The 26642-nt window shown below is 65.7% G+C and carries 17 protein-coding genes; 8 read left to right on the top strand and 9 right to left on the bottom strand.

Features of this window, described 5'->3' with window-relative positions; translation table 11 throughout:
* Positions 1 to 64: 64 nt before the first annotated feature.
* Genes CK215_RS15595 through CK215_RS15565 form a run of 7 tightly spaced genes read left to right on the top strand, consistent with a single transcriptional unit; the run spans position 65 to position 6381 of the window.
* Entirely contained in the window at positions 65 to 697 is a 633-nt protein-coding gene (locus tag CK215_RS15595; protein ID WP_067330190.1) for a DUF4129 domain-containing protein, read from the top strand.
* Complete coding sequence (locus CK215_RS15590; RefSeq protein WP_095831435.1) at positions 694 to 1905, top strand: hypothetical protein; 1212 nt, start codon at positions 694 to 696, stop codon at positions 1903 to 1905. Before CK215_RS15595 ends, CK215_RS15590 begins: the two co-directional genes overlap by 4 nt.
* Positions 1892 to 2848, top strand: a complete 957-nt coding sequence (locus CK215_RS15585) for a MoxR family ATPase (RefSeq protein WP_095831515.1) — start codon at positions 1892 to 1894, stop codon at positions 2846 to 2848. Before CK215_RS15590 ends, CK215_RS15585 begins: the two co-directional genes overlap by 14 nt.
* Positions 2845 to 4149, top strand: coding sequence for a DUF58 domain-containing protein (locus CK215_RS15580; protein ID WP_095831434.1), 1305 nt, complete (start codon positions 2845 to 2847; stop codon positions 4147 to 4149). Before CK215_RS15585 ends, CK215_RS15580 begins: the two co-directional genes overlap by 4 nt.
* On the top strand, positions 4146 to 5162 hold the full coding sequence (locus tag CK215_RS15575) for a stage II sporulation protein M (protein ID WP_095831433.1): 1017 nt from the start codon (positions 4146 to 4148) through the stop codon (positions 5160 to 5162). Before CK215_RS15580 ends, CK215_RS15575 begins: the two co-directional genes overlap by 4 nt.
* Entirely contained in the window at positions 5149 to 6012 is an 864-nt protein-coding gene (locus CK215_RS15570) for an RDD family protein (RefSeq protein WP_067000558.1), read from the top strand. Before CK215_RS15575 ends, CK215_RS15570 begins: the two co-directional genes overlap by 14 nt.
* A gap of 15 nt (positions 6013 to 6027) precedes the next feature.
* A complete protein-coding gene (locus CK215_RS15565; RefSeq protein WP_095831432.1) occupies positions 6028 to 6381 on the top strand; it encodes a hypothetical protein in 354 nt (117 codons plus the stop codon).
* A 9-nt stretch (positions 6382 to 6390) separates the two neighbouring features.
* On the opposite strand, the gene CK215_RS15560 is transcribed toward CK215_RS15565, so the two are convergent.
* On the bottom strand, positions 6391 to 7077 hold the full coding sequence (locus tag CK215_RS15560; protein WP_067000552.1) for a D-lyxose/D-mannose family sugar isomerase: 687 nt from the start codon (positions 7075 to 7077) through the stop codon (positions 6391 to 6393).
* A gap of 207 nt (positions 7078 to 7284) precedes the next feature.
* Here CK215_RS15560 and CK215_RS15555 point away from each other — a divergent pair, with 207 nt between their 5' ends.
* A complete protein-coding gene (locus tag CK215_RS15555) occupies positions 7285 to 8343 on the top strand; it encodes a D-TA family PLP-dependent enzyme (RefSeq protein WP_095831514.1) in 1059 nt (352 codons plus the stop codon).
* A 244-nt stretch (positions 8344 to 8587) separates the two neighbouring features.
* On the opposite strand, the gene CK215_RS15545 is transcribed toward CK215_RS15555, so the two are convergent.
* The 8 genes from CK215_RS15545 to hutI form a co-directional block, all read right to left on the bottom strand.
* Positions 8588 to 9346: a heme ABC transporter permease gene (locus CK215_RS15545; protein WP_067000549.1), complete on the bottom strand. Its 759-nt coding sequence runs from the start codon at positions 9344 to 9346 to the stop codon at positions 8588 to 8590.
* Positions 9347 to 9543: 197 nt separating this feature from the next.
* On the bottom strand, positions 9544 to 11313 hold the full coding sequence (locus CK215_RS15540) for a glucan ABC transporter ATP-binding protein/ permease (protein ID WP_095831430.1): 1770 nt from the start codon (positions 11311 to 11313) through the stop codon (positions 9544 to 9546).
* A gap of 376 nt (positions 11314 to 11689) precedes the next feature.
* Positions 11690 to 20269: a glucoamylase family protein gene (locus CK215_RS15535; protein ID WP_095831429.1), complete on the bottom strand. Its 8580-nt coding sequence runs from the start codon at positions 20267 to 20269 to the stop codon at positions 11690 to 11692.
* A 266-nt stretch (positions 20270 to 20535) separates the two neighbouring features.
* On the bottom strand, positions 20536 to 21123 hold the full coding sequence (locus CK215_RS15530; protein ID WP_095831428.1) for a HutD family protein: 588 nt from the start codon (positions 21121 to 21123) through the stop codon (positions 20536 to 20538).
* Positions 21124 to 21127: 4 nt separating this feature from the next.
* Positions 21128 to 22798: a urocanate hydratase gene (hutU, locus tag CK215_RS15525; RefSeq protein ID WP_095783202.1), complete on the bottom strand. Its 1671-nt coding sequence runs from the start codon at positions 22796 to 22798 to the stop codon at positions 21128 to 21130.
* Positions 22799 to 22835: 37 nt separating this feature from the next.
* Complete coding sequence (hutG, locus tag CK215_RS15520; protein WP_095783201.1) at positions 22836 to 23651, bottom strand: N-formylglutamate deformylase; 816 nt, start codon at positions 23649 to 23651, stop codon at positions 22836 to 22838.
* 220 nt (positions 23652 to 23871) lie between these two features.
* Positions 23872 to 25407 carry a histidine ammonia-lyase gene (gene hutH, locus CK215_RS15510; protein WP_095831427.1) on the bottom strand — a complete coding sequence of 512 codons (1536 nt, stop codon included), beginning with the start codon at positions 25405 to 25407 and terminating at the stop codon, positions 23872 to 23874.
* Positions 25404 to 26633, bottom strand: coding sequence for an imidazolonepropionase (gene hutI, locus CK215_RS15505; protein ID WP_170950313.1), 1230 nt, complete (start codon positions 26631 to 26633; stop codon positions 25404 to 25406). Before hutI ends, hutH begins: the two co-directional genes overlap by 4 nt.
* Positions 26634 to 26642: the final 9 nt, after the last annotated feature.

The following is a 26642-nucleotide window of genomic DNA, read 5'->3' as shown; positions in this document are numbered from 1 at the left end:
ATCACTTGCAATTGTCCTGCGGTATTGCCAGTGTCGAACCCATGGGTAGCAGGGGAGCGAGTTGGTGACAGCGGCACAGCCGGCCACAGCGGACGCCGAATGGCTGGCCAAGATGCACAAGCAGCTGCTGGCTGACGATTCGATCCAGTTTGACCTGCCGGGGCTGGTGCGGCCGGAGCCGCCGGAATGGCTGAAGCCTTTTCTGGAAGCCCTGGCAAAGCTAGGCCCTTACATGATCTATCTGTTCTGGGGCGCGGTGATCATCGGCGTCGCAATCATCGTGTTCCTGCTCGTGCTCGAGGCGAAGGGCATCGCCTGGCGGCTGCCGTGGCGGCGCGTGAGCAAGGAGGCGGAGGCGCAGGAGGAATGGCGCCCGGATGCCGGCGCGGCTCAGATCCTGCTCTCCGAAGCCGATGCGCTCGCCGCGCGCGGCGACTATGACGAGGCGGTGCATCTGCTGCTCCGGCGCAGCGTTGCCGACATCGCCAGCCGCCTGCCCGACTTCCTGCGCCCGTCGCTGACCGCGCGCGACATCGCCGCCGCAGGTTCCATCCCGTCCCGCCCCCGCGCTGCCTTCAGTGAGATCGCGCGCATCGTCGAGGCCGCCTTGTTCGCTCGCCGGCCGGTCGGCGCCGAGGGCTGGCAGCAGGCGCGCGGCGCCTATGAGCGCTTTGCCTTCCGGGATGCCTGGGCATGAGCGCGGAGGCGACAGAGGCACAAGAGCCGTTCAGCCGCAGGACGCTGTTCTGGGGCATCTTCGCCAGCCTGCTCGCGGCCGCCGGATTCTTCCTGCTCTCGACCTACGCTCCGGACTTTCGTCAGCCCCAGGGCGGCGCAACACCGCTCTCCAAGGGCGGCACCGGCTATGCCGGGCTCGTGGAATGGCTGAAGCTCACCAACGGGCAGGCGCCGCCCATGGCGCGCGGCGAGAAGGATCTGCAATCTCCCCTGGCATCCACCTTCCTGCTGATCGTCACCATCGCGCCCAACAGCGACCCGGCGGCGCTTCAGCGCATCATCAAGCTCCGCTCGGGCAAGCACACGCTGTTCGTGCTGCCCAAATGGGTCACCTTTCCGCAGCCGGGCCAGCAGGGCTGGGAGACGAAAGTCGAGCGGCTGCCCGCAACGGCGGTCAACGACTGGCTCGGTCGCCTCGCCAAGGCCAAGCTCGGCGACGGCAAGCCATCGGTCGATCGGATCGATGTAGAGGGGCGCAAGATCGCCGTGCCCGAGGAGTTGCAATGGGTCGCCGACAATCATCCGCTGATTGCGGCGGGTGACGGCAAGGCTGTTCTCACCGAACTCGACAGCGAACCCTTCTACATCCTGACGGATCCCGATCTCATCAACAACGCGGCGCTGAAGGATCCGCAAAAGGCGGCGGCGGCGCTCGACATGATCGCCATGCTGGAGCCCGCCAAGGGCGCGGTTATGTTCGACCTGACGCTTCACGGCATCGGCCAGAACTACGATCTCGGCAAGCTCCTGGTCGAACCGCCCTTCCTGGCGCTGACGCTGTCGGTGCTGGTGGCGGCTGCCCTCGCCTTCCTGCACGGGCTCGGTCGCTTCGGGCCGCCGCGCACGGAGGGTCGCGCCATCGCCTTCGGCAAGCAGGCGCTGGTCGACACCACGGCAATGCTCCTGAAGCGGGCAGGACGGCTGCAGGAACTCGGCGACCGCTATGCCGCGCTGATGCGCCAGCGCGCCGCCGCGCTGCTTGGCGCGCCGCACGGGCTGCAGGGTGAAGCGCTGGACCGCTGGCTGGATTCCCGCGACAAAAATGAAGCGAACGGCTTCACCGTGCGGTTCAAGGCTGCGAACGGTTCCAACACATTGGCCGCAATGCATGAAGCAGCGGAAGAGCTGCATGACTGGACGGCAAGGAGGCTCGGTGAACGTCGATGAAGTGAAAGCCCTGGCGAGCGCGATCAGGGAAGAAGTGGCTAAAGCGATCACCGGGCAGCGCGACACGGTCGATCTGATGCTGACGGCGCTGTTCGCCGGCGGCCATATATTGCTCGAAGGTCCGCCCGGTACCGCAAAGACCATGACCGCGCGCTGCTTCGCGCAGGCGCTCGGCGTCGCCTATGGGCGCATCCAGTTCACGCCCGACCTGATGCCCGGCGACATCGTCGGCGCCAACATCTACAATTTCCAGACCGGCCAGTTCACGCTGACGCGCGGCCCGATTTTCTGCGATCTGCTGCTTGCCGACGAGATCAACCGCACGCCGCCGAAGACGCAGGCTGCACTGCTCGAAGCCATGCAGGAGCACGCGGTCACATTCGACGGCACGACCCATTCGCTCGGCAAGAACTTCATGGTGGTGGCGACGCAGAACCCGATCGAGCATCAAGGCGTCTATCCGCTCCCCGAGGCCCAGCTCGACCGCTTCCTGTTCAAGCACCGGGTCAGCTATCCGGACGCGCAGGAAGAACGTGCCATCATCATCCACCACGGCGGCGGCTCCGCCTCGCACAATATCGAGCAATACGGCATCAAGGCGCAGACCGACCGCAAGACGCTGGAGGTGGCGCTTGCCACAGTGGGCGCCGTCACGCTGGTCGACGACGTCGTCGGCTACATCGCTGCCCTCGTGCGCGGCACGCGCGAAAGCCCGGATCTGGAGGTCGGCGCCAGTCCCCGCGCCGGCGCCATGCTGGCGCGCGCGGCGCGAGCCCGGGCGGCGCTCGACGGCCGCAACTATGTCATCCCTGACGACGTCAAGGCTTTAGCCGTGCCGGCGCTGCGCCACCGCGTCATCCTCTCGCCGGCGGCGCAGATCGATGGACGGCTGGTCGAGCAGATCGTTTCCGACCTCGTCGACCAGACGGAAGCGCCGCGTTGATCTATCCGAGCGGCAGAGCAGTATGGGCGGCGGCGGCGGGAGCGGTTCCCGCCTTCCTGATCGCGCTCGCGCTGCCGCATGTCTGGTATCTCGGGTTGCTCTGGATTTGCGCATTGCTTGCCTTCCTGGCGGTCGATGCGGCGGCCGGGCGCGGACGCGCGTCGCTCAGCGCGACGCTCACCGCGCCGCCGCAGGTCGGCGTCGGCGGACGTTTCACGCTGCACATCGCGGCCGGTCTCGGGGCGCGAACGCGGTGGCTGCAGGCGCGCGTCGGGCATGACCAGCGGCTGGCGCCGGTCAACGGCACGGGCGGCACGCTGCCGGCGAATGGCGGCACGCTCGATCTCGAATTCGACGCCGTTCGGCGCGGCATCGCCAGCTTCGATCGGCTATGGCTGCGCTGGCAAGGGCCGTTCGGATTGGTCTGGAACCAGGCCGTGCTGCCGGTGGACCGCAAGATAGCGGTGCTGCCCGATGTCAGCCGCGCGCGCGACGAGGCGATCACGCTGCTGCAGCGTTCCGCTCTTGCCGACGGGCATGCCCAGAAGCGCGCCGGCCAGGGCCGCGAGTTCGAGGCGCTCAAGGACTACCAGCCCGGAATGGGCCGGCGCATGATCGACTGGAAGCGCAGCGCCCGCCACGGCAAATTGCTTGCCCGCGAATTCCGCATCGAAGAGAACAACAACATCGTCTTGGCCATCGATAGCGGGCGGCTGATGTGCGAGTCGGTCGAGGGCGTGCCGAAGGTCGACCGGGCCGTGACGGCGGCGCTGTTGTCCGCCTTCATTGCGCTCAAGGGCGGCGACCTCGTCAGCCTGTTTTCTTTCGACGCCAGGCCGCGCGTTTCCAGCGGCGCCGTGCGCGGCTCGCCGAGCTTCACCATGATCCAGAAGCGCGCCGCCGAGATCGACTATTCGACCGAGGAGACCAATTTCACCCTGGCGTTGACGACGCTCGCCGCGAAGCTCGACCGGCGCTCGCTGGTCATCGTGTTCACCGATTTCGTCGACCCGATCAGCGCCGAGCTGATGCTGCGCACCGTCGGGCGGCTGACCGAGTGGCATCTGGTGCTGTTCATGCTGATGAAGGATGTCGAGCTGGAGACCTTGGCCGATATGGCGCCTACCGCTCCGGAGGACGTGGCCCGCGCGGTCACCGCCGGCGACCTGCTCAGAAAGCGGCAGGTCGTGATCGGCAGGCTCCGGCTGCTCGGCGCGCATGTCATCGAGGCCGACCACCAGCGGCTCGGCCCCGCCCTGGTCGAGCGCTATATCCAGCTCAAGGAGGAAAGCCTCTTATGATGCTGCCCGCCGGCACCGATGCCGTCCGCCAGTCGCTGGCAAGCTTCCGCCAGGAGCGCGAGGCCGACTGGAAGGCGTTCGAGGCGCTGCTTGCCCGCGTCGAGAAGCGCGCGCCGCGCGCGCTGTCGGAAGACGAGCTGCTGTCACTGCCCCTGCTCTACCGCTCGGCGCTGTCCTCGCTTTCGGTGGCACGCGCCACTTCGCTCGACAGCGCGCTCATCGCCTATCTCGAAGCGCTCTGCCTGCGCGGCTATTTTTACCTCTATGGCGCGCGGCGATCCTTGAGAACGCGCATCGGCGACTTCTTCCTGCACGACTGGCCGGCGGCGATCCGCGACCTGTGGCGCGAGGTGTGGGCATCGGTCGCCCTGACGGTGATCGGCGCCATTGCCGGATACTGGCTGGTCGCCTCCGACAAGCGCTGGTATGACGCCATCATCGCGCCGAGCCTCGCCGGCGGGCGCAATCCGGATTCGTCGGCCGAGATGCTGCGCAGCGTGCTCTATGGCGGCGGCGACCACTTTCTCTCGGGCTTCGCCGCTTATCTCTTCACCCACAACACGCAGGTGTCGATCCTGGCCTTCGCGCTCGGCTTCGCCTTCGCGGTGCCCAGCGTGCTGATCATCCTGATGAACGGCTGCATGCTCGGCGCCATCTTCCAGATCTATGCCGCCAAGGCGCTCGGTTTCGAGCTCGGCGGCTGGCTGTCGATCCACGGCACGACGGAGCTTTTTGCCATCGCCATCGCGGGCGCGGCCGGCATGCGCATCGGCACCAGCATCGCCTTTCCCGGCGAGCTGACGCGCATGGCCGCGGCCTCACGAGCGGGCCGCGTGGCGGCGACCGCGATGGTCGGCGTCGTCGTGATGTTGCTGTTTGCCGGCCTGCTCGAAGGCATCGGCCGGCAGACGATCACAAGCGATATCGCCCGCTATTCGATCGGCGGCGGCATGCTGGCGCTCTGGATTTCTTATTTCTACCTGTTCCGGATGGTGCGGCATGGCAACGGCTAGGAATCCCGCCGCGCTGGTCCGCCCGCTGGTCACGCCGGAGGGCGTGGACCTGCGCGTCAAGCTGGCGGATGCCGGGACGCGGGCTTCGGGATTCCTGCTCGATGTGGTGATCATCGTCGTCGCCGCCGTCGCGGTCAGCCTTGTCGCGATCTTCGGCCTGGGCGGGCTCGGCGTGAAGGACGCCGAACCGCTCTTCATCGTCTGGATCATTTTCATCTTCCTGCTGCGCAACGTCTATTTCATCGCCTTCGAGGCGGGCCGGCGGGCGGCGACGCCCGGCAAGCGGATGGTCGGCGTCCGCGTCGCTTCGCGCAGCGGCGCCGGCCTCAGCCTCGACCAGGTCATCGCGCGCAACCTGATGCGCGAGATCGAGGTGTTCCTGCCGCTGTCGATCCTAGCGGCGCGCGGCAGCGCCGGTGTCGCCGACACGCTGTCGACCATCTTCGGCCTGGTGTGGGCGCTGCTGTTCTCCTTATTCCCGCTCTTCAACCGCGACCGGCTACGGATCGGCGACCTGCTCGCCGGAACCTGGGTGGTCGAGGCGCCGAAGGTGGCGCTGCTCGAGGATCTGTCGCTGCGCAAGGATCCGGTCGCGGCCCGCTTCCAGTTCAGCGCCGCTCAGCTCGACGCCTATGGCATCGCCGAGCTGCACAAGCTGGAGGAAGTGCTGCGCCGCGACGACTATTTCGCGATGAAGGCGGTGGCGGAAACGATAGGCCGCAAGATCGGCGCCAGGGTCGAGCCGGTCGATTCAAGGGCCTTCCTCACCGCCTATTACGGCGAGCTGCGCGCGCACCTGGAGCGCAAGCTGCTGCTGGGCAATCGGAAGGCGGACAAGTACGCGCGGTAGATTGGAGCTCTCAGTATGTCTGAAACAATCAGCCAAGCCGAGAGCGCCAGAATAGAAAGCGCCATTCAGGCAGCAGTTGCCGGGTCGTGGGAGGTTTTTGCAAAACTCACCGATGAACCGTTTCCAAACGATGCGTCGATGAGGGAGCAGTTCGAAGATTCCACTCCCCGACTGCAGCAGGCCGGAGGAAATTGGGAAATGACCTGGGGCATAGGCATCGTACCCGACGACGGGACGCGCGTGATCACAGCCATGATCAAAGCGCCGCCCACCGTGGATATTGTCCTCACGCTGCACAGCATGAGCGACCGGGACGACAGCACTATCAGTGTCTGGACCTTCTTTCAGCAGCGAAATTGGGACGACTAGGCCCTCGCCCTACCCCACCCATTTTTCATAATCCGACACCAGAAGGTGAACCGGCGCCACATCCTCCTCGACGTTGGAGAAGCGGCCGATCGGGTCGCGGAAGACGTTGTCGGTGAGGTCGTCGTTGACGGTCGAGACCTCGCCGATCAGCACGTCCTTGCCCTCGGCCCAGAAGGCGTGCCAGACGCCCGGCAGCAGCGTCACGCTCTGGCCCGGGTCGAGCTTCAGGAGACCGCCGGCGGGCAATCTGGTGATGGTGCCGTCGACCGGCACCGACACTTCCGCCTTCGGATCGATGCCGCCGTCGCGGTCGTGCATGAACAGTTCCAGCACCAGCTTGCCGCCGCCGCGGTTGATGATGTCCTCGGCCTTGATGTTGTGGCGGTGCATGGGCGACAGCTGGTCCTTGCGCGAGATCATGATCTTCTCGGCGTAAAGCATGCCCATGCCGAGCTTCATGTCCGCGTAGCGGCCGTTGCGGACGGTAAAAAGGAAGAGACCAAGCTCATCGAACTTCTCCTGGCCGTAGTCGGTGATGTCCCAGCCGAGACGCGAGCTGAAAATGGCCGAAGAGTCCGCCTTGTGCGCCTTCATCTCTTCCGGCGACCAGTAGGCGAAGGGCGGCATGATGTAGCCGAACGAGCGGATGAAGGCGTCGGCTTCGCGGATGATGTCGTTGATTTTGGAGCGCTTCATGGTCGTCTTCCTTCCGGCCGCTGGCTGCTGAAATCTGCCAACCCGAATATCGCAATGCCGGTCCGCTGTCGACGCAAACTGACGGCTCTGGCCCCGTGACATCCGGCCCGATCAAGCCCATAACCCCAACGGGTTTTTGATTGCGCATGTCTTTATCCCGAAACCGGTTCCCACTTTCGGGAGACATGCTTTTGAACGGTGATCTTCATGGCAAGCATAGACGATCTCGACACGCCGGCGATCCTGATCGACGCGGCCCGCGCCGAAGCCAATATCGCAAAGGCGCAGGCGCATGCCGACCGCCACGGGCTGAAGCTCCGCCCGCATATCAAGACGCACAAGCTGCCCTACTGGGCGAAGAAGCAGGTCGCGGCTGGCGCGGTCGGCATAACCTGCCAGAAGATCGGCGAGGCCGAGGTGATGGCCGATGCCGGGCTTGAGGACATTTTCCTCCCCTACAACATTCTCGGCCGCGCCAAGTTGGAGCGGCTGAAGGCACTGCATGGCCGCGTCACGCTGTCGGTCACGGCGGACAGCCACGAAACGCTGTCAGGGCTAGCCGCGACCTTCACCGATACCGGCCACCCGCTGCCGGTGCTGGTCGAATGCGACACCGGCATGGGCCGCTGCGGCGTGCAGAGCCCGGCCGAAGCGGTTGCACTGGCGAAAGTGATCGACCAGGCCAAGGGCCTGACCCTCGGCGGGCTGATGACTTATCCGGCGGCGGGCCGCGCCGCCGAAGCCGAGGCGTGGCTGCGGAACGCGCGCGAGACGCTTGCGGCGGCCGGGCTCGAATGCCGGCGCATCTCCAGCGGAGGCACGCCGGACATGTGGCGCTCGGGCGAGGACAGCGTCGTCACCGAATATAGGCCCGGCACCTACATCTATCTCGACCGCTACCAGGTCGCCAAAGGCGTCGGCACGCTCGACGATTGCGCGCTGACGGTGCTGGCCACCGTGGTCAGCCACCCGACGCCCTCCCGCGCCATCCTCGACAGCGGCAGCAAGGCTCTGTCCTCCGATACGCTAGGACTGCCGGATTTCGGCGAGCTGCTCGGCATGCCCGGCGCGCGAGTGACCGGATTGAGCGAGGAGCACGGCAACGTCACGCTTTCAGACGGCGCCGCCCTGCGCATTGGCGAGCGCGTGCGCGTGGTTCCCGATCATTGCTGCGTGGTGACGAATTTGTTCGACCAGGTGCATCTGATCGATGGCGACAAGGTGCTGGAAACGCTGCCGGTGGCGGCGCGGGGGAAGATGGCTTGAGGATCCTGAGACGCACGCAGATGTTTTAAGTTCGTCTAGGCTGGCGGGAAACCGTCCCCCTCTATCCTGCCGGACATCTCCCCCACTTGGGGGGAGATTGGCGGCTCGGGCGTCGCGCCCTCCTCCAAACGCTGAAAGTTGGTGAAAGCAATCGCGATATCCGATCTCCCCCCTTGTGGGGGAGATGTCCGGCAGGACAGAGGGGGCGAGAAGGAACGCGACAGACCGCTATTGATCCGAAAATCTACTGCCGCTCAGCCTGCCGAGCCGCAACCCTGCGCATCGCGATCACGCGGCGCCTGAAAATCTCCGTGCGGATCGCCATCAGGTGCAGCGCAAAGAACAGCACGGTGAAGCCAAGCGCCATCACGGCGAGCGGCCACAGCATCGAAGGGTCGATGGTCGGGCCGCCGAGGCGGAAGACCGAGGCCGGCTGGTGCAGCGTGTTCCACCAGTCGACCGAGAATTTGATGATCGGGATGTTGATGAAGCCGACCAGCGTGATGATGGCGGCGGCCCAGGCGGCGCGGCCGGCGTCGTCCAGCGCGCGGGTCAGCGCGATGATGCCAAGATACATAAGGAAAAGCACGAAGACCGAGGTCAGCCGAGCGTCCCACACCCACCAGGTGCCCCACATCGGCTTGCCCCAGATGGAGCCGGTGATCAGCGCGAGCGCGGTGAAGGTGGCGCCGATCGGAGCCGCTGCCTTCAGCGCCACGTCGGCCAGCGGGTGGCGCCAGACCAGCGTGCCGAGCGCCGAGATCGCCATGATGGTGTAGCACATCATCGCAAGCCAGGCGAAAGGCACGTGGATGTACATGATGCGCACCGTGATGCCCTGCTGGAAATCCTCCGGCGCGGTGAAGCTCATATAGAGGCCGACGCCGAGCAGTATCGCCGCGGTCGCCGCGAGCCACGGAATAACCTTGTCGGCCAGCCCGACGAAGCGGGTCGGGTTGGCGAGATCGATCCAGCCGGCGAGGCGTGAGGTGGTGTCGCTCATGCCGATCTAAATAGACCGGCGATGCATCAGGGGCAATCGGACGGTTGTCGCACTCTCTCCTTCTCCCCTTGTGAGAGAAGGTGGATCGGCGCGCGAGCGCCGAGACGGATAGGGTGCGCGACGGAGTGAGACGCTGGTCTTCCTGGACAGTTCATCTGTCGCCTGCAGCGACACCTTGTCCCACAAGGGAAGAAAGCTTACGCCGCTTCCGTCACCGGACGGCTGAGGCGACGGACCTCCTCGTCGTTGAGCAGACCGCCGGCGCGCAGCAGGGCTGCGAATCGGCCGTTGCGCAGCGACAGCTCGGTGAAGCCGCCGTATTCGACCACCTTGCCCTTGTCCATGAAGACGACCAGGTCGGCGTCGCGCACGGTGGTCAGGCGGTGGGCGATGATGAAGGTCGTGCGGTTGCGGCGCAGTTCGTCGATCGCTTCCTTGACTCGGTCCTCGGTCTCGACGTCGAGCGCGCTGGTCGCCTCGTCGAGCACCAGGATCGGCGCATCCTTCAACACGGCGCGGGCGATGGCGATGCGCTGGCGCTCGCCGCCCGAGAGCTGGCCGCCGCGCTCGCCGACGACGGTATCGTAGCCGCTGCTCTTGGCCAGGATGAAGTCCTGTGCGGCGGCGGCATTGGCGGCGGCGTGCACCTCGTCATTGCTCGCATCGGCGCGGCCGACCCGGATGTTATCCTCAATCGAGCGGTTGAGCAGGCCGGCGTCCTGGAAGACGGTGGCGATCGAGTGGCGCAACGACTTGCGGGTCACCGTGCGGGTGTCGATGCCGTCGATCAGGATGCGGCCGCTGGACGGCGTGAAGACGCGCTGCAGCAGGTTGATGAGCGTCGTCTTGCCGGCGCCGGTCGGGCCGACGATGGCGACGGTCTTGCCGGCCGGCACCTCGAAGGAGACATTCTCGATACCATGGCCCGAATTCGCGAACTCGAAGCTGACGTCCTCGAAGCGCACACGGCCGGTGACGTTGGTCAACTCGCGCAGGCCGTCCGGCTCGGCGGTTTCGGCGGCCGAGTCCTCGAGGCGATAGAAATCCTCGAGCTTGGCGCGGGCCTCGGAAATCTGCGTCGTGAAGGCCGACATCTGGTCGAGACGGGCGATCAGCATTCCGGCAAAGCCGGTGAAGGCGACGACGTCTCCGACACGGAGCTGGCCACGGGTGACGAGATAAGCCCCAATCGAGAGCACGATCATCATCGAGATGGTCGACGACAGGCGGTTCAGCGCATTGGCGATAGCCCACCAGTCGAGCACCGGGTTCTGCGCGTCGAGCAGGTCCTTGACGTAGCGCTTCAGCGTCGCGGTCTCATGGCCGATGCGGTTATAGCTCTGCAGCACGGCGACGTTGCTGACGCTGTCGGTCACATGGGCAAAGACGGTGTGGTAGTGGCGCTCGACGGCGGTCTGCCCCGACTTGGTACGGCGCATGACGATACGGCCGATTCCGACGTAGAGCACGCCGAGGCCAAGCAGCACGATGGACATGCGGAAGTCCATGGAAAGCGCGGTCGGCACCAGCAGCACCAGCGCAATGGCCGTCGAGAGATGCACGCGCATGAATTCGAGCCACAGGCTGAACAGGGTCTCGACGGCGCGCAGCAGCGTGTGCAGCGAATTGGACGTGCCGCGCTGGTGGTGCCAGGCGAGCGGCATGGTGATGACGCGCTCGAAGGACTGGCACAGCACTTCCGAACGCCGGGCATGGGCGAAGCGGTCGGCGCCGCGCGACACCAGCACGAAAGCTATGACATTGAAGACACCGAGAGCAGCCCAGACGGCGAGCGTCGAAAACACCGGACCTTTTTCGGAAATGGCGCCGATCACCCGGCCCAAAAGGATCGGCTCGAGAATAGCGATCGCGGCAAGCGCGACGTTGGCGCCGCAGATCAGCGCGACGCGCTTCTTGTCCGCAGCCAGATAACTCAGCGCTCTAAAGTAAATCTGCAGAAGTGACACTTCAGCTACTCCGCCAAACTCTTGTCCGTGCTCAATGTCGGTATTGTGCGCCGCACCATTTTTTGACACGTACCGGTTTATGTGTCGCGAAACAATGCGTCGTCTATCCCTTCCGTTCCCATTTAGCGAACAAAAGATGACGACGGTGCGAAATCTGACGTGATCACCTAACGGTTTGAGATAAAAGGTGAAATGTCAGCCTTGCGGCAAAACAATGGCACCTGCCCAGCGCTGCCACATTTTTAATCACTTGGCGCTTGCTTAGCCGTGCCTGAAGCAGCGTGGGCGCACGCTGCCCGGCCCATTGGCAAAGTAAAATGCCAAGCTCGGCCGCGCATCCCGAGAGATGCGCGGCCTGCAAGGCAAACCGTTGATCCTACGCAGGTATCTTGACGACGACGTCGGTCATCTCGCCGGCCTTCGGTTCGAAAGACCCTGATTTGGTCTTCGAACCATTGACTTCAAGCGCGATCGACTTGGTCTTTTTGTCGCGGATGACGCGAACCTTGATTTCGCCGCCGAACATCTTGAGTGTGGCGGCGTAGCCGTCCCAGTGGCCAGGCAGCTTCGGCCTAAACGTGATCTGCTTGCCGCGCCGCTCGATGCCGAGGATTCCTTCCACCGCGGCCCGGTAGAGCCAGCCGGCCGACCCCGTGTACCAGGTCCAGCCGCCGCGGCCGCCTTTTCCTTCGCCGGCGTAGATGTCCGCCGCCACGACGTAAGGCTCGACGCGGTAATGCTCGGCCGCCGCCTCGTCCGAGGCGTGGTTGACCGGGTTCAGCATCGAGAAGCAGCGATAAGCCTCGTCGGTGCGTCCCATCTCGGCCAGCGCGATGACGAACCAGGTGGCGGCATGGGTGTACTGGCCGCCGTTCTCGCGCACGCCCGGCGGGTAGCTCTTGATATAGCCGGGATCCTTGTCGCTGTTCGAGAAGGGCGGCGTGAACAGCTTGACGATCTTGTGCTTGTCGTCGACGAGCATCTTCGTCGCCTGCTCCATGGCCGTGGTCGAGCGGGCAGGATCCCCCTCGCCCGACAGCACGCTCCAGGACTGGGCGATGGAGTCGATCTTGCACTCGTCCGAATTGCGGGAGCCGAGCGGGCTGCCGTCGTCGAAGCTGCCGCGCCGGTACCACTGGCCGTCCCAGGCCGTGCTCTCCAGCGCCCGCTTCAGCAGGTCCGCGTGCTTCGTCCAGGCCTGCGCCCGCTTGCCATCGCTCTGTCCCTTGGCGATGGGGGCGAAGTCACCCAGCGTCTTCAGCAGGAACCAGCCTAGCCAGACGCTTTCGCCCTTGCCGCCCTCGCCGACACGGTTCATGCCGTCGTTCCAGTCGCCGCCGAGGATCAGCGGCAGGCCGGCCGGGCTGCTGCGCTTGATCGCCAGATCGAGCGCCCGCGCGCAGTGCTCGTAAAGCGAGGCTGTGGTCTTGGTGATCTCGGGCGTGAAGAACGCGTCGTGCTCGCCCTCGCCAAGCTCCTGCCCGTCGATGAACGGTATCTGCTCCTTGAGGATGGCGGCATCGCCCGTCACCTCGATGTAGCGGGCCGTCGCGTGCGCCAGCCACACGACATCGTCCGAGATCATGGTGCGCACGCCGGCATCGGTGCGGGGCAGCCACCAGTGCTGCACGTCGCCCTCCTGGAACTGCCGGCGGGCGGCGTTGAGAATCTGGTCGCGCGCCAGCTTCGGATCATGCGCCAGCAAGGCCAGCGTATCCTGCAACTGGTCGCGGAAGCCGAAGGCGCCGCTCGCCTGGTAGAAGGCCGACCGCGCGCGGATGCGGCAGGCCAGGCTCTGGTAGGGCAGCCAGTGGTTGACCATGGCGTTGAGCGCCTTGTCCGGCGTCTCGACCTGAATGGTGTCGAGGAAGCCGCGCCAGACGCGCTGATTGTCGGCCAGACGCCGGTCGAAATCCTTGTCCCTGTGGGTCTGCACCAGGGCGCTCGCCTCGGCGGCCGTCGCGGCGTCGCCAAGCAGCCAGAACAGCGTCACGTCGCCGCCGGCCGGGATGTCGATGTCGCTGGCGATCACCGCGCACGGATCGTCGCCTGCCTCGACGCGGCCGGACAAAGCAACTCCGCCAAGCACGGCCTGCGGATATTCGGTCGTGCCGTGCCTGCCGACGAACTCGCCTCGGTCGGCGGTCACCGAATGAACAGGCGCCGTCGCGGCGAGGAAAGCCACCCGTTCGCCGAAGTCGAGCCCGTAGGGGTTCTGCGCCAGCATGGCGCCCGTCGCGGCGTCCCTGGTCGGCACGATGGTTGCCGCCGTGCGCGAGCGATGGCCGCCGAGCACCCACTCGGCATAGGCATAGACGCGCAGCCTTGCCGGCGCGGGGCCGGCATTCTGGATGCGCAGCCGGGTGATCTTCACCGGATCCACCGGGTCGACGACCTGCGTCAGATCCATCGACAGCGGCCCGCGCTTCGAGCGGAAGGTCGAGAACCCCTGCCCGTGCCAGGTCTCGTAGGTCATCGAGGGATCGCGGACCATCGCCGCCATCGGCGAGAACGCCTTGCCGCTCAACTGATCGTAGATATAGAAACCCTCGCCCGGCCGGTTCGACACCGGGTCGTTCGACCACGGCGTCAACTGGTAGTCGCGGCTGTTGCGGCTCCAGGTGAAGCCGGCGCCCTCAGCCGAGACGTGGAAGCCGAAGGAAGCGTTGGAGATGACGTTGATCCAGGGCTGCGGCGTCACACGACGGCCGGTCAGCCGCGTCACATAGTGGCGGCCGTCGCCGTCGAAGCCGCCAAAGCCGTTCCAGAGGCCGAGGCCGGTGCCGTCGGCGGCAATATCGGCTCCTCCCTCGCTTGCCCGCGTCGGCTCAGGCAGAGGCGGCGACGGCTGGCGGGCCGGAACGCCTTCCGCCTGCTGCAAGGCGTCGCGGGCCTGCAATGCCGCCGTCTCGGCCCGCTCGAGCTGGTCGAAGATGGTGCCGTTGCGGGTGTGGAGCGCAACACGCGCGACCGACAGCAGGGTCTTGTAGGTCGGCTCGTCCATCAGGTCGCGGCGCACGGCGAAGATGTGCTGTCGGGGGCCAAGCTCGCGACCACGCAGGCGGCTGTTCTCGCACAGCGTCTCCACCGCGCGCTGCAGGTCCTGCACGTAGGAGGATGCCTGCTCGTTGACGACGACGAAGTCGATCATCATGCCGCGGGCGCGCATGTATTCCTGGAAGCGCAGCGCCTGGGCGACGATCTCGAGATCGGCGACGTCGCCGATGCGCACCAGGAAGATGGGAAAATCGCCGGAGATGCTGGTCGGCCAGAGGCTCGATTGGCGGCCGAGGCCCGAGGCAATGGAGTCGGCGGGCAGACGCAGGAACGGATCGGGATAGATCAGGTAACGCGCCAGCTTCTGCACATTGGCTGCATCGGTCAGGCTGAGGCCGAGATGGCGGGTCTGCACCTGGCTGCGCGTCCAGGCGAGCATCGCCTGGCGGGCGAAGCTCTCCTGATGGTCGAGGCGGCCGATCGCCTCGTCGAGCTCGCCGCGGTTGGCACCGACGACGGTCCAGAAGGTCAGCGAGATCTTCTTGTTGGCCGGCACGCGCACCTGGCGGCGAAGTGCCGCCACCGGGTCGAGCGTGAAGCCGTGGCTGCCGGAGAGCCGGGCGCCGGGATCGAAGGCGGCAGCGTCGGCGATAGTGCGGCCACGGCCGATGAAGGCGCGGCGATCGGTTTCGGCCTCGGCGTCGCGCGAGGGACCCGACGGATCGGTGACGAAATGCACCATGGTTAGGTCGGGCTCGTTCTTTTCGCGCTTGCGCCTGGTGGCGAAGATCGCGCCGTTGTTAGCGGAGATCTCGGTCTCGACGAACATCTTCGAGAAGGCCGGATGGGCGTTGTCGGAGGCTTCGTTGCCCAGCACCAGCTCGGCAAAGGACGTCACCTCGATGTGCCGGTCGGTGGGGCCGTCATTGTAAAGCGTGACGCGCCGGCCTTCGCCATTGCCTTCGGAAATGACGATGCACTCGACCTCCGAACGCAGCGAGCCGATCGATTTGGTGAAGCTCGCCTTGTCGTCGGCAAACAGCGTCTGCACGCGCTCGCCCTCGGCGCGCTTCGGCTCGGCGGTGGCCGACCACCAGTCGCCGGTCGCGGTGTCGCGCAAGAAGATATAGGAGCCGAGACGGTCCTCGCTCGGGTCCGGTTGCCAACGGGTGACGGCAAGCTCGCCGAAGCGGCTGTAGCCGGATCCGGTGGCGGTGACCATGACCGAGTAGCGGCCATTCGACATGACGTTGGTCGCGCGTAGCGCCTTGATCGGGTCAAGGATGATGCGGCTGTCCGGGCTCTCGGTCTCGGTCTCATCCTTGGAGCGCTCGTCGGCCTCGGTCCTGACGGTAGCGGTCGGGATGTCGCGCGGCGCCTTCTCCTGCAAGAGGAGTTCGGCCGACTCGATCACCGGATCGCTGTGGAAGCGTTCGCGCAGCCGACCCTCAAAGATGGCGTCCGCCACGGCGGCGATCGACATGCCGGAATGGTGGGCCATGTAGTTCTGGACGACGGCATGGTCGGTGCCTTCCGGCACGCGCTGCGGCGTGAAGTCGACCGCATCGTAAAAGCCGTGCCGGCCGAGCGCGCCGATCGCGCGCAGCCGCATCAGGTTCTGCACCGCCTCACGCGGATTGAACTGCGCCGCCAGGATAGTGGCGTAAGGCGCGATCACGGTGTTCTGGCCGAGACCACGCTTCAGGCCGAGGCCGGGCACGCCGAAGTTGGTGTACTGGTAGGTGAGCTCGCGGTCGCGGGCATTGTAGGCCGCTTCCGAGATGCCCCAGGGCACGTTCTTCGAGCGCGCATACTGGATCTGGCGCTTGATGATGAGCTTGCTGGTCTGGTTGAGGATCGAGCCCTGCGGCTCCTTCATCACCAGCGGCGGCATCAGGTACTCGAACATCGAGCCCGACCAGGACATCAGCGCGCCCTTGAAACCGATCTCGACAATCGGCCTGCCGAGCCGGAACCAGTGCTCGGTCGGCAAGTCGCCCTTGGCGATGCCGAACAGGCTGGTCAGCCGCGCCTCGGAGGCGAGCAAGTCGTAGCAGCTCTCGTCGAGCTGGTGCTCCTCGACGCGATAGCCAATCGACAGGAGCTTGCGCTCCTGCCGCATCAGGAAGGAGAAATCCATCTCGAAGGCGTAGCGGCGGCAGCGCCCGCGCAGCGCGAGCAGCTTGGTGCGGAGCGCCGAGACCGCGCTTTCGTCATTGTGCGAATCGTGCACATGCGCCTCGCAGGTCGCCTCCAGCCTGGCCGCCCAGTCGGCGATGACGTCGCTCTTGGGCGACGCCGCCTCGACGTGGATGGCCGTGGCGAGCTTGCGGATCTCGCCGGCCAGCACCGCGAGATTGATCGTGCGGATCGAGGCCATCTCGGGCTGCGCCTTGATGGTCATCACTGCCCGGCGCATGCCGTCGAGGCGGTCGGCAAGACGCTGGCGCAGCGGCCGCAGCTGGCGGCGGTCGTCGGGCAGTTCCTCCAGGCTCTCGTCGAGGATGGTGACGGTGTCGAGGATGCCCTCGAAATCGCCCTGCAGGTGGACGGAAGGCGCCTCGGCCCATTCGGCGCAGGCCGCGGCCACGGCGACCAGATGGCCGGCGAGATTGCCGCTGTCGACCGCCGAGATATAGAGCGGATAAAGCGGCTTCAGCGTCGTCGTGTCGTACCAATTGTAGAGATGCCCGCGATCGCGCGGCATGTTCTCGATGGTCGTCATCGTGGCGTCGATGCGGGTGATGGCATCCGACAGGCTGATCCAGCCGAAGTCGCGCGCCGACACCACCGAGAGCAGGTAGACGCCGATGTTGGTCGGCGAGGTACGCGGCGCCACCACCGGCGCCGGGCTTTCCTGGAAATTGTCGGGCGGCAGATGGTGATGCTCGGCCGTCACGAAGGTCTCGAAATAGTGCCAGGTGCGACGCGCCACGGTGCGCAGCGCATGGATGTCGGCGGCGGAAATGCGCAGCCTGTCCTCGGTCTCGGCCGATCGGCTGATCCAGCAGGCGACGGCGGGCGAGCCGATCCAGAAAATCGCGAAGAAGAAGGCGACGAACGCGCCGGTGGAATCGGCCAGCACCGGAACGGCAAGGCCGACCACGCCGATGATCACGGCGCCATACATCATGCTGTAATAAGCGCCGAGATCGCTGCCGCCGGTCTTGTGCGCCTGCGAGGCGGTGCGCCACTCCAGAAGGTTCTGGCGGCTGACGAAGAGCCGGTAAAGAGTGCGGACGATGGCATCGCCCATCATCCAGGCAAGGTGCGCCATCAAAAGCACCTTCAGCGCCACCAGCGCGGTGCCGAACACAGTGTCGCGCGCCAGCGCCGAGAAATGGCCGCGCGGCGTCTGGTCGCCGCTCTTCGGCAGGATGCCGTTGACGATGTCGAAAGTCGGGGCCATGAACAGGCTGAGGATCATCAGCGCCTGCCACTGCGCGGCCTGCGTGAACGGCAGCAGCGTCCAGCCGGCGATACAGGCCATCACCCAGAAGATCGGGGTAACCGAGCGGCGGAGGTTATCGACCATCTTCCAGCGCGACAGTGCCGGAACGCCAGAGCGCGGATCGAACATGAAGCCGAGCAATTGCCAGTCGCCGCGCGCCCAGCGGTGGTGGCGTGAGGCGTCGACCGAGTAGCGGGTAGGATAGTCCTCGACCAGTTCGACATCGGTGACGAGCGCGGCGCGCGCCAGGGCGCCTTCGAGCAAATCGTGGCTGAGGATGGTGTTTTCCTCGATGCGGCCCTTCAGCGCCGTTTCGAAGGCGTCGATATGGTAGAGGCCCTTGCCGGTGAAAGTTCCGTCGCCGAAGACGTCTTGATAGACGTCGGACACGGCAAAGACGTACGGGTCGAGACCGCGATTGGCCGAGAAGACGCGCTGGAAGAAGGAGGCGTCGTCGCCGCTGGTGAGCGAGGCGGTTATGCGCGGCTGCAGGATGGTGTAGCCGGCTGTGACGACGCGCTTTGCCGGATCGAAATGCGGACGGTTGAGCGGATGCGCGAGCTTGCCGACGAGGCTCGAGACGGCGTCGCGGGTGGTGCGCGTATCGGCGTCGAGCGTCATCACATAGGTGACTTTGTCCGGCAGCGGCACATCGAGCGGCAGGAAGGTGGTATCGCTGTCGCCGCGCAGCAGAAGGTTGAGCTCGTGCAGCTTGCCGCGCTTGCGTTCCCAGCCCATCCAGCAGCCCTGGGCCTGATTGTAGAGCCGGCGGCGATGCAGAAGATAGAAGCGCGGAGCGCCTTCCGACGGGTAGCGGGCGTTCAGCCTGGCGATCTCGTCGCGGGCATATTGCAGGATCTCGATGTCGGCTGCGTCGATTTCGGTCTTGGAATCAGGCCAGTCGGACAAAAGCGCGAAATGGATCTCTTCTGCCGTGTTGGCGAGATGATGCACCTCGATGTTGCGGATGTTTTCCTCGACGTCGTCGCGCGACCCGATGAGCGAAGGCACGACGACCAGCGTGCGCGCTGAGGTGGGGATGCCGTGCTTGTAGTCATAGCCGACGAGCCGCGTCGGCTTGAGGAAGAGCGCCACGACGGTGTTGAAGAAGGCCAACGCGCCTTCGCTCGCCGGCACCGCGAACAAAGCCAGCATCAGCGTGATCGCCCCCGCCGAGAGGCCGAGATTGGCAAGCGCGTTGCCGGACAGCACAAGCAGGAGCACCGTCAGCAGGAAGACCGGCACGACGATGCCGAGCCAGCCGGTGGCGGCAAAGGCGCGCTTGGAAGTCACATAGAAGGGAGCCCGGTAGCCGATCGCCTGTTCCAGCTCCGGCCGACGCGGTCCGACCAGGAAGAAGCCGACATCGGTATGCACGGAGGGGTCGGCAGTTTCCGGCACGCCGGACGCATCGGTGACCCCAGGCATGTGGCCTGCAAGCTCGATCGCCGTTTCGGCGACGCGGAATTCGGAAAGGTCGGAGCGGCGCGCAAGCTGCTCGATCGCGGTGCGATACTGATCGCGCGAGAAGAAATCGAGCGCGGCGAAATCGGTCTTCTCGCGCAGGAGCGTGTCGATGCGGCTGACGCCCTCGAACCAGACCGTCCAGTCGACGTCGTTGATGAGGCGCAGGCCGCGGATGATGTTGCCGGTGGTGACGTTGCCGCTGGACAGCGTCTGATGCTCGGAGATGATGATCTCCTCGGCGTCGGAGCCGGTCTTCTCGAGCTCGCCCTCCAGCCATTCCAGCGCGCGGCCGGCGTTCTGCGAACCGTCACGGAGGCGATAAAGGAGCTGGGTGGCGAAAGTGGTATCCTGCGCATGCGCGGCGTAGCTCGACAGGATCCTGGTCCGGTCGGCATTGTCGTCGGTCGCCAGCACCCGGTCGGCGACCTCGTTGGCGATCTGGCGCATCTCTCTGGTGCGGTTGACGCGCACTGCGATGCGTCGGAGGTTTTCGATCAGCACGAACCGCAGCAGCGACGGCAGCGCCCAGAGCTCGCCGATCTTCAGCGGTTCGACCGATTGAAAGCCCTCGACGATGGCCTTGAACATGGTCGCCGAGACCGCGCTGTCGGAATGCTCGACATAGCTCCAGGCGACGACGAAGGCGCGCGGCAACGCCGTGCCGCCCGCAAGCTTGAGTGTCGGCAACTGGCGGTAGAAACGGCGCGGCAGATCGCGCTTGACCTGAAATATGGTCTCTTCGACCAGGTAGTTGTTGTCGAGCAGCCATTGCGCCGCGGGCGTGATCGTCTCGCCCTTGGCCTGGGCGGCGTTGGTCGAACGGTAGACTTCGAGAATCTTCTTGGCGCTATCACGGATGCGGGCCTGGAATTCGAACGGCGAAAGCCCGAACAGGTCCCTGACATCGCCCTTGGCGAGTGCCGCGCCCAGCGCGCGCAGCCGGTCTTCCGGCAGGAAATTGGAGCGTATCGGCGCTTCCGTGACGGTCGGGAAGCCGGCACTAGTTTGTTCAATCTTGGCGGGATTCGTCTGGATGTTCATTGATTATTCCGTAAGGCGGGGCGCGATGCGGCGTCACCGCCACGGCAATGGCCCTAAAACCGGTTCAAATGCAATCTGTTGCATGGCAGGTTCGGCCGAAAGTTTGTTTGCGCTCCATGACAGGGGCGTCCCCTTTCGACAACTCAAGGGCGAACGCCCCTCGCTTCCCGGGGTCCGATCAGGGAAAGGATTCAGGCTTTTTCGTGATACATGCAAGGGGCCAGGCGATATTTCGCCCGCGCCGCGATCATGTTTGGCAACAGCCGTTAACCATTGGCGGCGGTGACGCGCAGGCGGATCACAAAAATCAGCTCATGCCCTTCAGGCTGGAGGCGCAGTTTCTGGCTCTGCTGATCGAGGACGAGCGCATCAAGCGGTCCGAGGCTGGCAGCGGTGTCCGTGAGGACTGTGACGCCACCGCCAACCGGCAAGATAATCGTCGTGCCGTCGGTCGACCTTATCTCGACTTCACCCGAAACAGGCAAGCGCTCGACCGTATGGCTGATGCAGCCGCGGCGGCTCATGACGTTGAGATCGGTGATCGGGCCGCCCATCAACGTGGCGCGGGTCGGCACGTCGCTGGGAAAAGGAAGCGGCGCCGAGGCTGGCGTCAGCCGCGCCGGCGGTCGAGCGGCGATGTCGAGCATAATGCCGTCGCCTTCCAGCACCGACAGCGTGCGGTCGATGCCGGCGAAGCTGGAGAATGGCCCGCTGGTCTCGACGCGCGCCATGGAGATGCGCCAGTCGAAATCCTCGAGCCCGGCGCCATCAGGCGAGACGGCGATCTCGGTGGTCGTGCCGCCGCCGTTCTTCCACGGCATGACGCGATAGCCGGCGGCACGAAGGATGCGCATCGCCTCAACCCAGTATGCCCGGCAGGTTGAGCTGGTGCTCCTTCGCGCACTCGATGGCGATGTCGTAACCGGCATCGGCGTGACGCATGACGCCGGTCGCCGGGTCGTTCCACAGCACGCGCTCCAGGCGCCTGGCCGCGTCAGGCGTTCCGTCGGCGACGATCACCATGCCGGCATGCTGCGAGAAGCCCATGCCGACGCCGCCGCCGTGATGCAGCGAGACCCAGGTGGCACCGGACGCGGTGTTGAGCAGCGCGTTGAGCAGCGGCCAGTCGGAAATGGCGTCGGAGCCATCCTTCATCGCCTCGGTCTCGCGGTTCGGCGAGGCGACCGAGCCGGAATCGAGATGGTCGCGGCCAATGACGACCGGCGCCTTGAGCTCGCCCTTGGCCACCATTTCGTTGAAGGCGAGCCCCAATCGATGGCGGTCGCCAAGCCCGACCCAGCAGATGCGCGCCGGCAGGCCCTGGAAGGAGATGCGCTCGCGCGCCATGTCGAGCCAATTGTGCAGATGCGTGTTGCCGGGGGTGAGTTCGCGCACCTTGGCGTCGGTCTTGTAGATATCTTCCGGATCGCCCGAGAGCGCAGCCCAGCGGAACGGGCCGATGCCGCGGCAGAACAGCGGACGGATGTAAGCCGGCACGAAGCCGGGGAAGGCGAAGGCATTTTCGAAACCCTCGTCCTTGGCGACCTGGCGAATGTTGTTACCGTAGTCGAGCGTCGGCACGCCGGCGTTCCAGAACGCCACCATCGCCTCGACATGCTCGCGCATCGACGCGCGCGCCGCCTTCTCCACCGCCTTCGGATCACTGACGCGCTTCTCGCGCCATTCGGCCATGGTCCAGCCCTTGGGCAGATAGCCGTTGATCGGGTCATGCGCCGAGGTCTGGTCGGTGAGGATATCGGGGCGGATCCCACGCCTGAACATCTCCGGCACGATCTCGGCGGCATTGCCGAGCAGGCCGACGGACTTCGCCTCGCCGGCCTTGGTCCAGCGCTCGATCATTTCCATCGCCTCGTCGAGCGTTTCGGCCTTCTCATCGAGGTAGCGAGTGCGCAAGCGGAAGTCGATCGAGTCCGGATTGCATTCGATGGCGAGGCAGGAGGCGCCGGCCATGACAGCGGCCAGAGGCTGGGCGCCGCCCATGCCGCCGAGGCCGGCGGTCAGGATCCACTTGCCCTTGAGATTGCCGCCATAGTGCTGGCGGCCGGCCTCGACGAAGGTCTCGTAGGTGCCCTGAACGATGCCTTGCGTGCCGATATAGATCCAGGAACCGGCCGTCATCTGGCCGTACATCATCAGGCCCTTCCTATCGAGGTCGTTGAATTTTTCCCAGGTCGCCCAGTGCGGCACGATGTTGGAATTGGCGATCAAGACGCGCGGCGCGTCCTTGTGGGTGCGGAAGACGCCGACCGGCTTGCCCGACTGCACCAAGAGCGTCTCGTCCTCGCCGAGCGTCTTCAGTGACGCGGCGATGCGGTCGAAATCGTTCCAGGTGCGCGCCGCCCGGCCGATGCCGCCATAGACCACGAGCTCGTTCGGGTTCTCGGCGACCTCCGGATCGAGATTGTTCATCAGCATGCGCAGCGGCGCCTCGGTCGTCCAATAGCGGGCGTTGAGCTTATCGCCGCGCGGCGCGCGGACTTCACGGATGTTGTGGCGAGGGTCGGTCATGTCGGCAGTTCCCTTTCGATCAGGTGCGGCGGGAGCGTCAGCGCGCGGCCCAGGCAATCGCGGTTTCGAGAATGGTTTTCAGCGTGGCGCGGATCGGCGCCGCGTAGGTTGGGTCGTAAGGCACCGGCCAGTTGTCCGGCGCGCCCTTTTCCGACGGCTCGCGCATATAGCCGCGGTTCGAGAGCTCCATCTGCAGCGCATGGACGCCGCTCTGCGGCCGGCCGAAACTTCTGGTGATCCAGCCGCCCTTGAAGCGCCCATTGACTACCCAGGACTGGCTGCTCGCCGCGAGGATGGCGGCTACCTTTTCCTGCAGCGATGGTTCGGTGCTCTTGCCGTCATTGGTGCCGAGATTGAACACCGGCAGCGTGCCTTCGAACAGGCGCGGCAGCACCGAGCGGATCGAATGGCAATCATACAGCACGATCTTCTCATGCATGCCGCGCAGCCGGTCGATCTCAGCCTGCAGTGCGGCATGGTAAGGCGCGAAGTAAGTCTCGCGGCGCCGGTCGATCTCGGACGGCGTCGGCTCCTCGCCCATGCGGTAGAGCGGATCGCCATCAAACGTGTCGGTGGGGCAGAGCGTGGTCGTCGCCTGTCCAGGATAAAGCGAGACGCCGGAGGGGTCGCGGTTGACGTCGATGACGGTGCGCGAGATGGCGGTGTGGACGACCGTCGCGCCAAGATCGTTCGCGAAGTCGTACAGCTTGTCGATCCACCAGTCGCAGTCGCGGCGGCCGAGCCACGGCGAGACCAACCGGCTGTCGAGGCCCGCAAGATCTATGCCGGTGTGCGGGATCGAGACCAGCAGCGGCGCCGTACCGCGTGTGATGGTGAGCCAGGGCGTGGTCATTGGAGCTCTCCACGGGTTGGAGCTCTACGGCGCCCCCCTCTGTCCTGCCGGACATCTCCCCCACGAGGGGGGAGATCAGATATCACGCCGGCTTTCGCCAATCGTCCACGTTGCAAGAAGGAGCGGGGCGCCAAAGTTGCCAATCTCCCCCCTTGTGGGGGAGATGTCCGGCAGGACAGAGAGGGGCGTGAAGGATCGCGACCTATCAGAGCATTCAATCTCATGACGCAATCCCCGGCAGCGCCACCGCAGCCGCCGCCTTAACCGCGGCGCCGCTGCGGACCAGGGCGATCGCCTTTTCCATGTCGGGGTGGAAATGCCGGTCGTTGTCGAGATGCGGCACCTCGGCTCGGACCAGCTTGCGCACCGTTTCCAGCACTTCGCTCGAAGCGAGCGGGGCATGGAAATCGCAGCCCTGCGCGGCTGCCAACAGCTCGATGCCGATCACGGCCGTTGCATTCTCGATCATGCCGAGCAGCCGGCGCGCGCCGTGGGCAGCCATCGAGACATGGTCTTCCTGGTTGGCCGAGGTCGGGATGGAATCGACGCTCGCCGGATAGGCTTTCTGCTTGTTTTCTGAAACGAGCGCCGCCGCCGTCACCTGGGGGATCATGAAACCGGAATTGAGGCCAGGCTTCGGCGTCAGGAAAGCCGGCATGCCGGAGAGCGCCGGATCGACCAGCATGGCGATGCGCCGCTCCGACAGCGAGCCGATCTCGCAGACCGCAAGCGCGATCATGTCGGCGGCAAAGGCCACCGGCTCGGCGTGAAAATTGCCGCCCGAGAGCGCGGTGTCGTCTTCGGCGAAGATCAGCGGGTTGTCGGTGACGCCGTTGGCTTCAGTCTCGAGCGTGTCGGCCGCCTTGCGCAGGACGTCGAGCGCGGCGCCCATCACCTGCGGCTGGCAGCGCAGGCAGTATGGATCCTGCACGCGCTCGTCGCCAACGCGGTGCGATTCACGGATGGCGCTGCCGGCCATCAGATTGCGCAACGCTTCCGCGGTCTCGATCTGGCCGCGATGCTTGCGCAACAGATGAATGCGCGGGTCGAAAGGCGCGTCGGAGCCGCGGGCAGCATCGGTCGACAGGGCGCCGGCGACCAGCGCCGACTGGTAGAGCGTCTCGGCTTCGAACAGGCCGGCGAGCGCGAAGGCGGTCGAGAACTGGGTGCCGTTGAGCAGCGCCAGGCCCTCCTTGGCGCCGAGCGTGACCGGTTCCAGCCCATGCGAGACGAAGGCGACCTTGGCCGGGAAACGACCATGCGGGGTAAAACATTCACCGACGCCGATCATGACGGCCGTCATGTGCGCGAGCGGCGCGAGGTCACCCGAGGCGCCGACCGAGCCTTGCGCCGGCACGACCGGAATGACGTCGTTGGCGAGCATCCCCTGGAGCAGGTCGATGGTCTCGGCGCGCACGCCGGAAGCGCCCTGGGCGAGGCTCGCCAGCTTCAACGCCATCATCAGCCGCACCACGGGGGCCGGCATCGGTTCGCCGACGCCCGCGGCGTGGGAAAGCACGATGTTGCGTTGCAGCGTTTCAAGATCGTTTGCCGGAATGCGAACGCTGGCGAGCTTACCGAAGCCGGTGTTGATGCCGTAGACCGGCTCGCCTTTGGCGATGATGCGGGCAACGGCTTCGGCGCTGGCCTTGATCTTCGGCTGGCAGGCATCGTCGAGCTTCGGCACGGCGCCGCGATAGATGGCGCGCCAGTCGGCAAGCGTCGCGCTGCCGGACTTCAAGATCAGTTCGGTCATTGTCCTCTCCAGATGCGGGCATGGAGCGGGTTGAAGCCCATGCGGTAGACAAGTTCGGCCGGACGCTCGATATTCCAGACGGCAAGGTCGACCGATTTGCCGGCTTCCAGCGTGCCGATCCTGTCGAGAAGCCCCAGCGCACGCGCGGCCTCGCGGGTGACGCCGGCGAGGCATTCGTCGACGGTCAGGCCAAAGAGCGTCGCGGCCATGTTCATGGTGAGCAGCAGCGAGGTTAGCGGCGAGGTGCCGGGATTGGAGTCGGTGGCGACCGCCATCGTCACGCCATGCCGGCGGAACAGCTCGACCGGCGGCCTCTTGGTCTCGCGGATGAAATAGTAGGCGCCGGGCAGGATGGTCGCGACGGTGCCGGACCCGGCCATCGCCGCGGCGCCCTCCTCATCGGTGTATTCCAGGTGATCAGCCGACAGCGCGCCGTAGCGCGCGGCAAGCGCGGCGCCATGCAGGTTGGACAACTGGTCGGCGTGAAGCTTCACCGGCAGGCCAAGCGCTTTCGCCTTATCGAAGACGCGCGCGATCTGTTCCGGTGAGAAGGCAATGCCCTCGCAAAAACCGTCGACGGCGTGCGCGAGCTTTTCGGCGGCAACCGCCGGGAGGATCGTGCCGGCGACGAGATCGATGAAAGCGTCCTTGTCGCCCCTGGCTTCAGGCGGCAGCGCATGGGCGGCGAGACAGGTCGTACGGATCGTGACGGAGCGCTCACCGGCCAGACGGCGCGCGGCGCGCAGCGACTTTTTTTCATTGTCGGCATCGAGGCCGTAGCCGGACTTGACCTCGACGGTCGTCACGCCCTCGGCCATCAGCGCGTCGAGGCGGGGCAGCGTCTGGGAGACGAGCTCGTCTTCGCTCGCGGCGCGCAGCGACTTGACCGAGGAGACAATGCCACCCCCTGCCCTCGCCACCTCCTCATATGTGGCGCCGGCCAAGCGCATCTCGAATTCGTTGGCGCGGTTGCCGGCATAGACAAGGTGGGTGTGGCAATCGATCAGGCCGGGGGTGATCCAGCGGCCCTGGCAATCGATCGTTTCGGCGCCCTGCCCGACGGCTGCCGGCAAGTCGGCCTCCGGTCCGGCATAGACGATCAGCCCATCGCGCGCGGCGATCGCACCTTTCTCGACGATGCCGAGACCGGCAGCACCCTCGGCCATGGTCGCCAGGCGCGCATTGCGCCACAGACGAAGGCCGCTCTTTCCGTTTGCTCCACCCATCATCTTTTC

Origin of the sequence: Mesorhizobium sp. WSM3864 (assembly GCF_002294955.1) — a bacterium.
Taxonomy (GTDB): Bacteria; Pseudomonadota; Alphaproteobacteria; order Rhizobiales; family Rhizobiaceae; genus Mesorhizobium.
The sequence above is the reverse complement of the archived record's forward strand: the minus strand, read 5'-3'. Positions and strand labels throughout refer to the sequence as shown.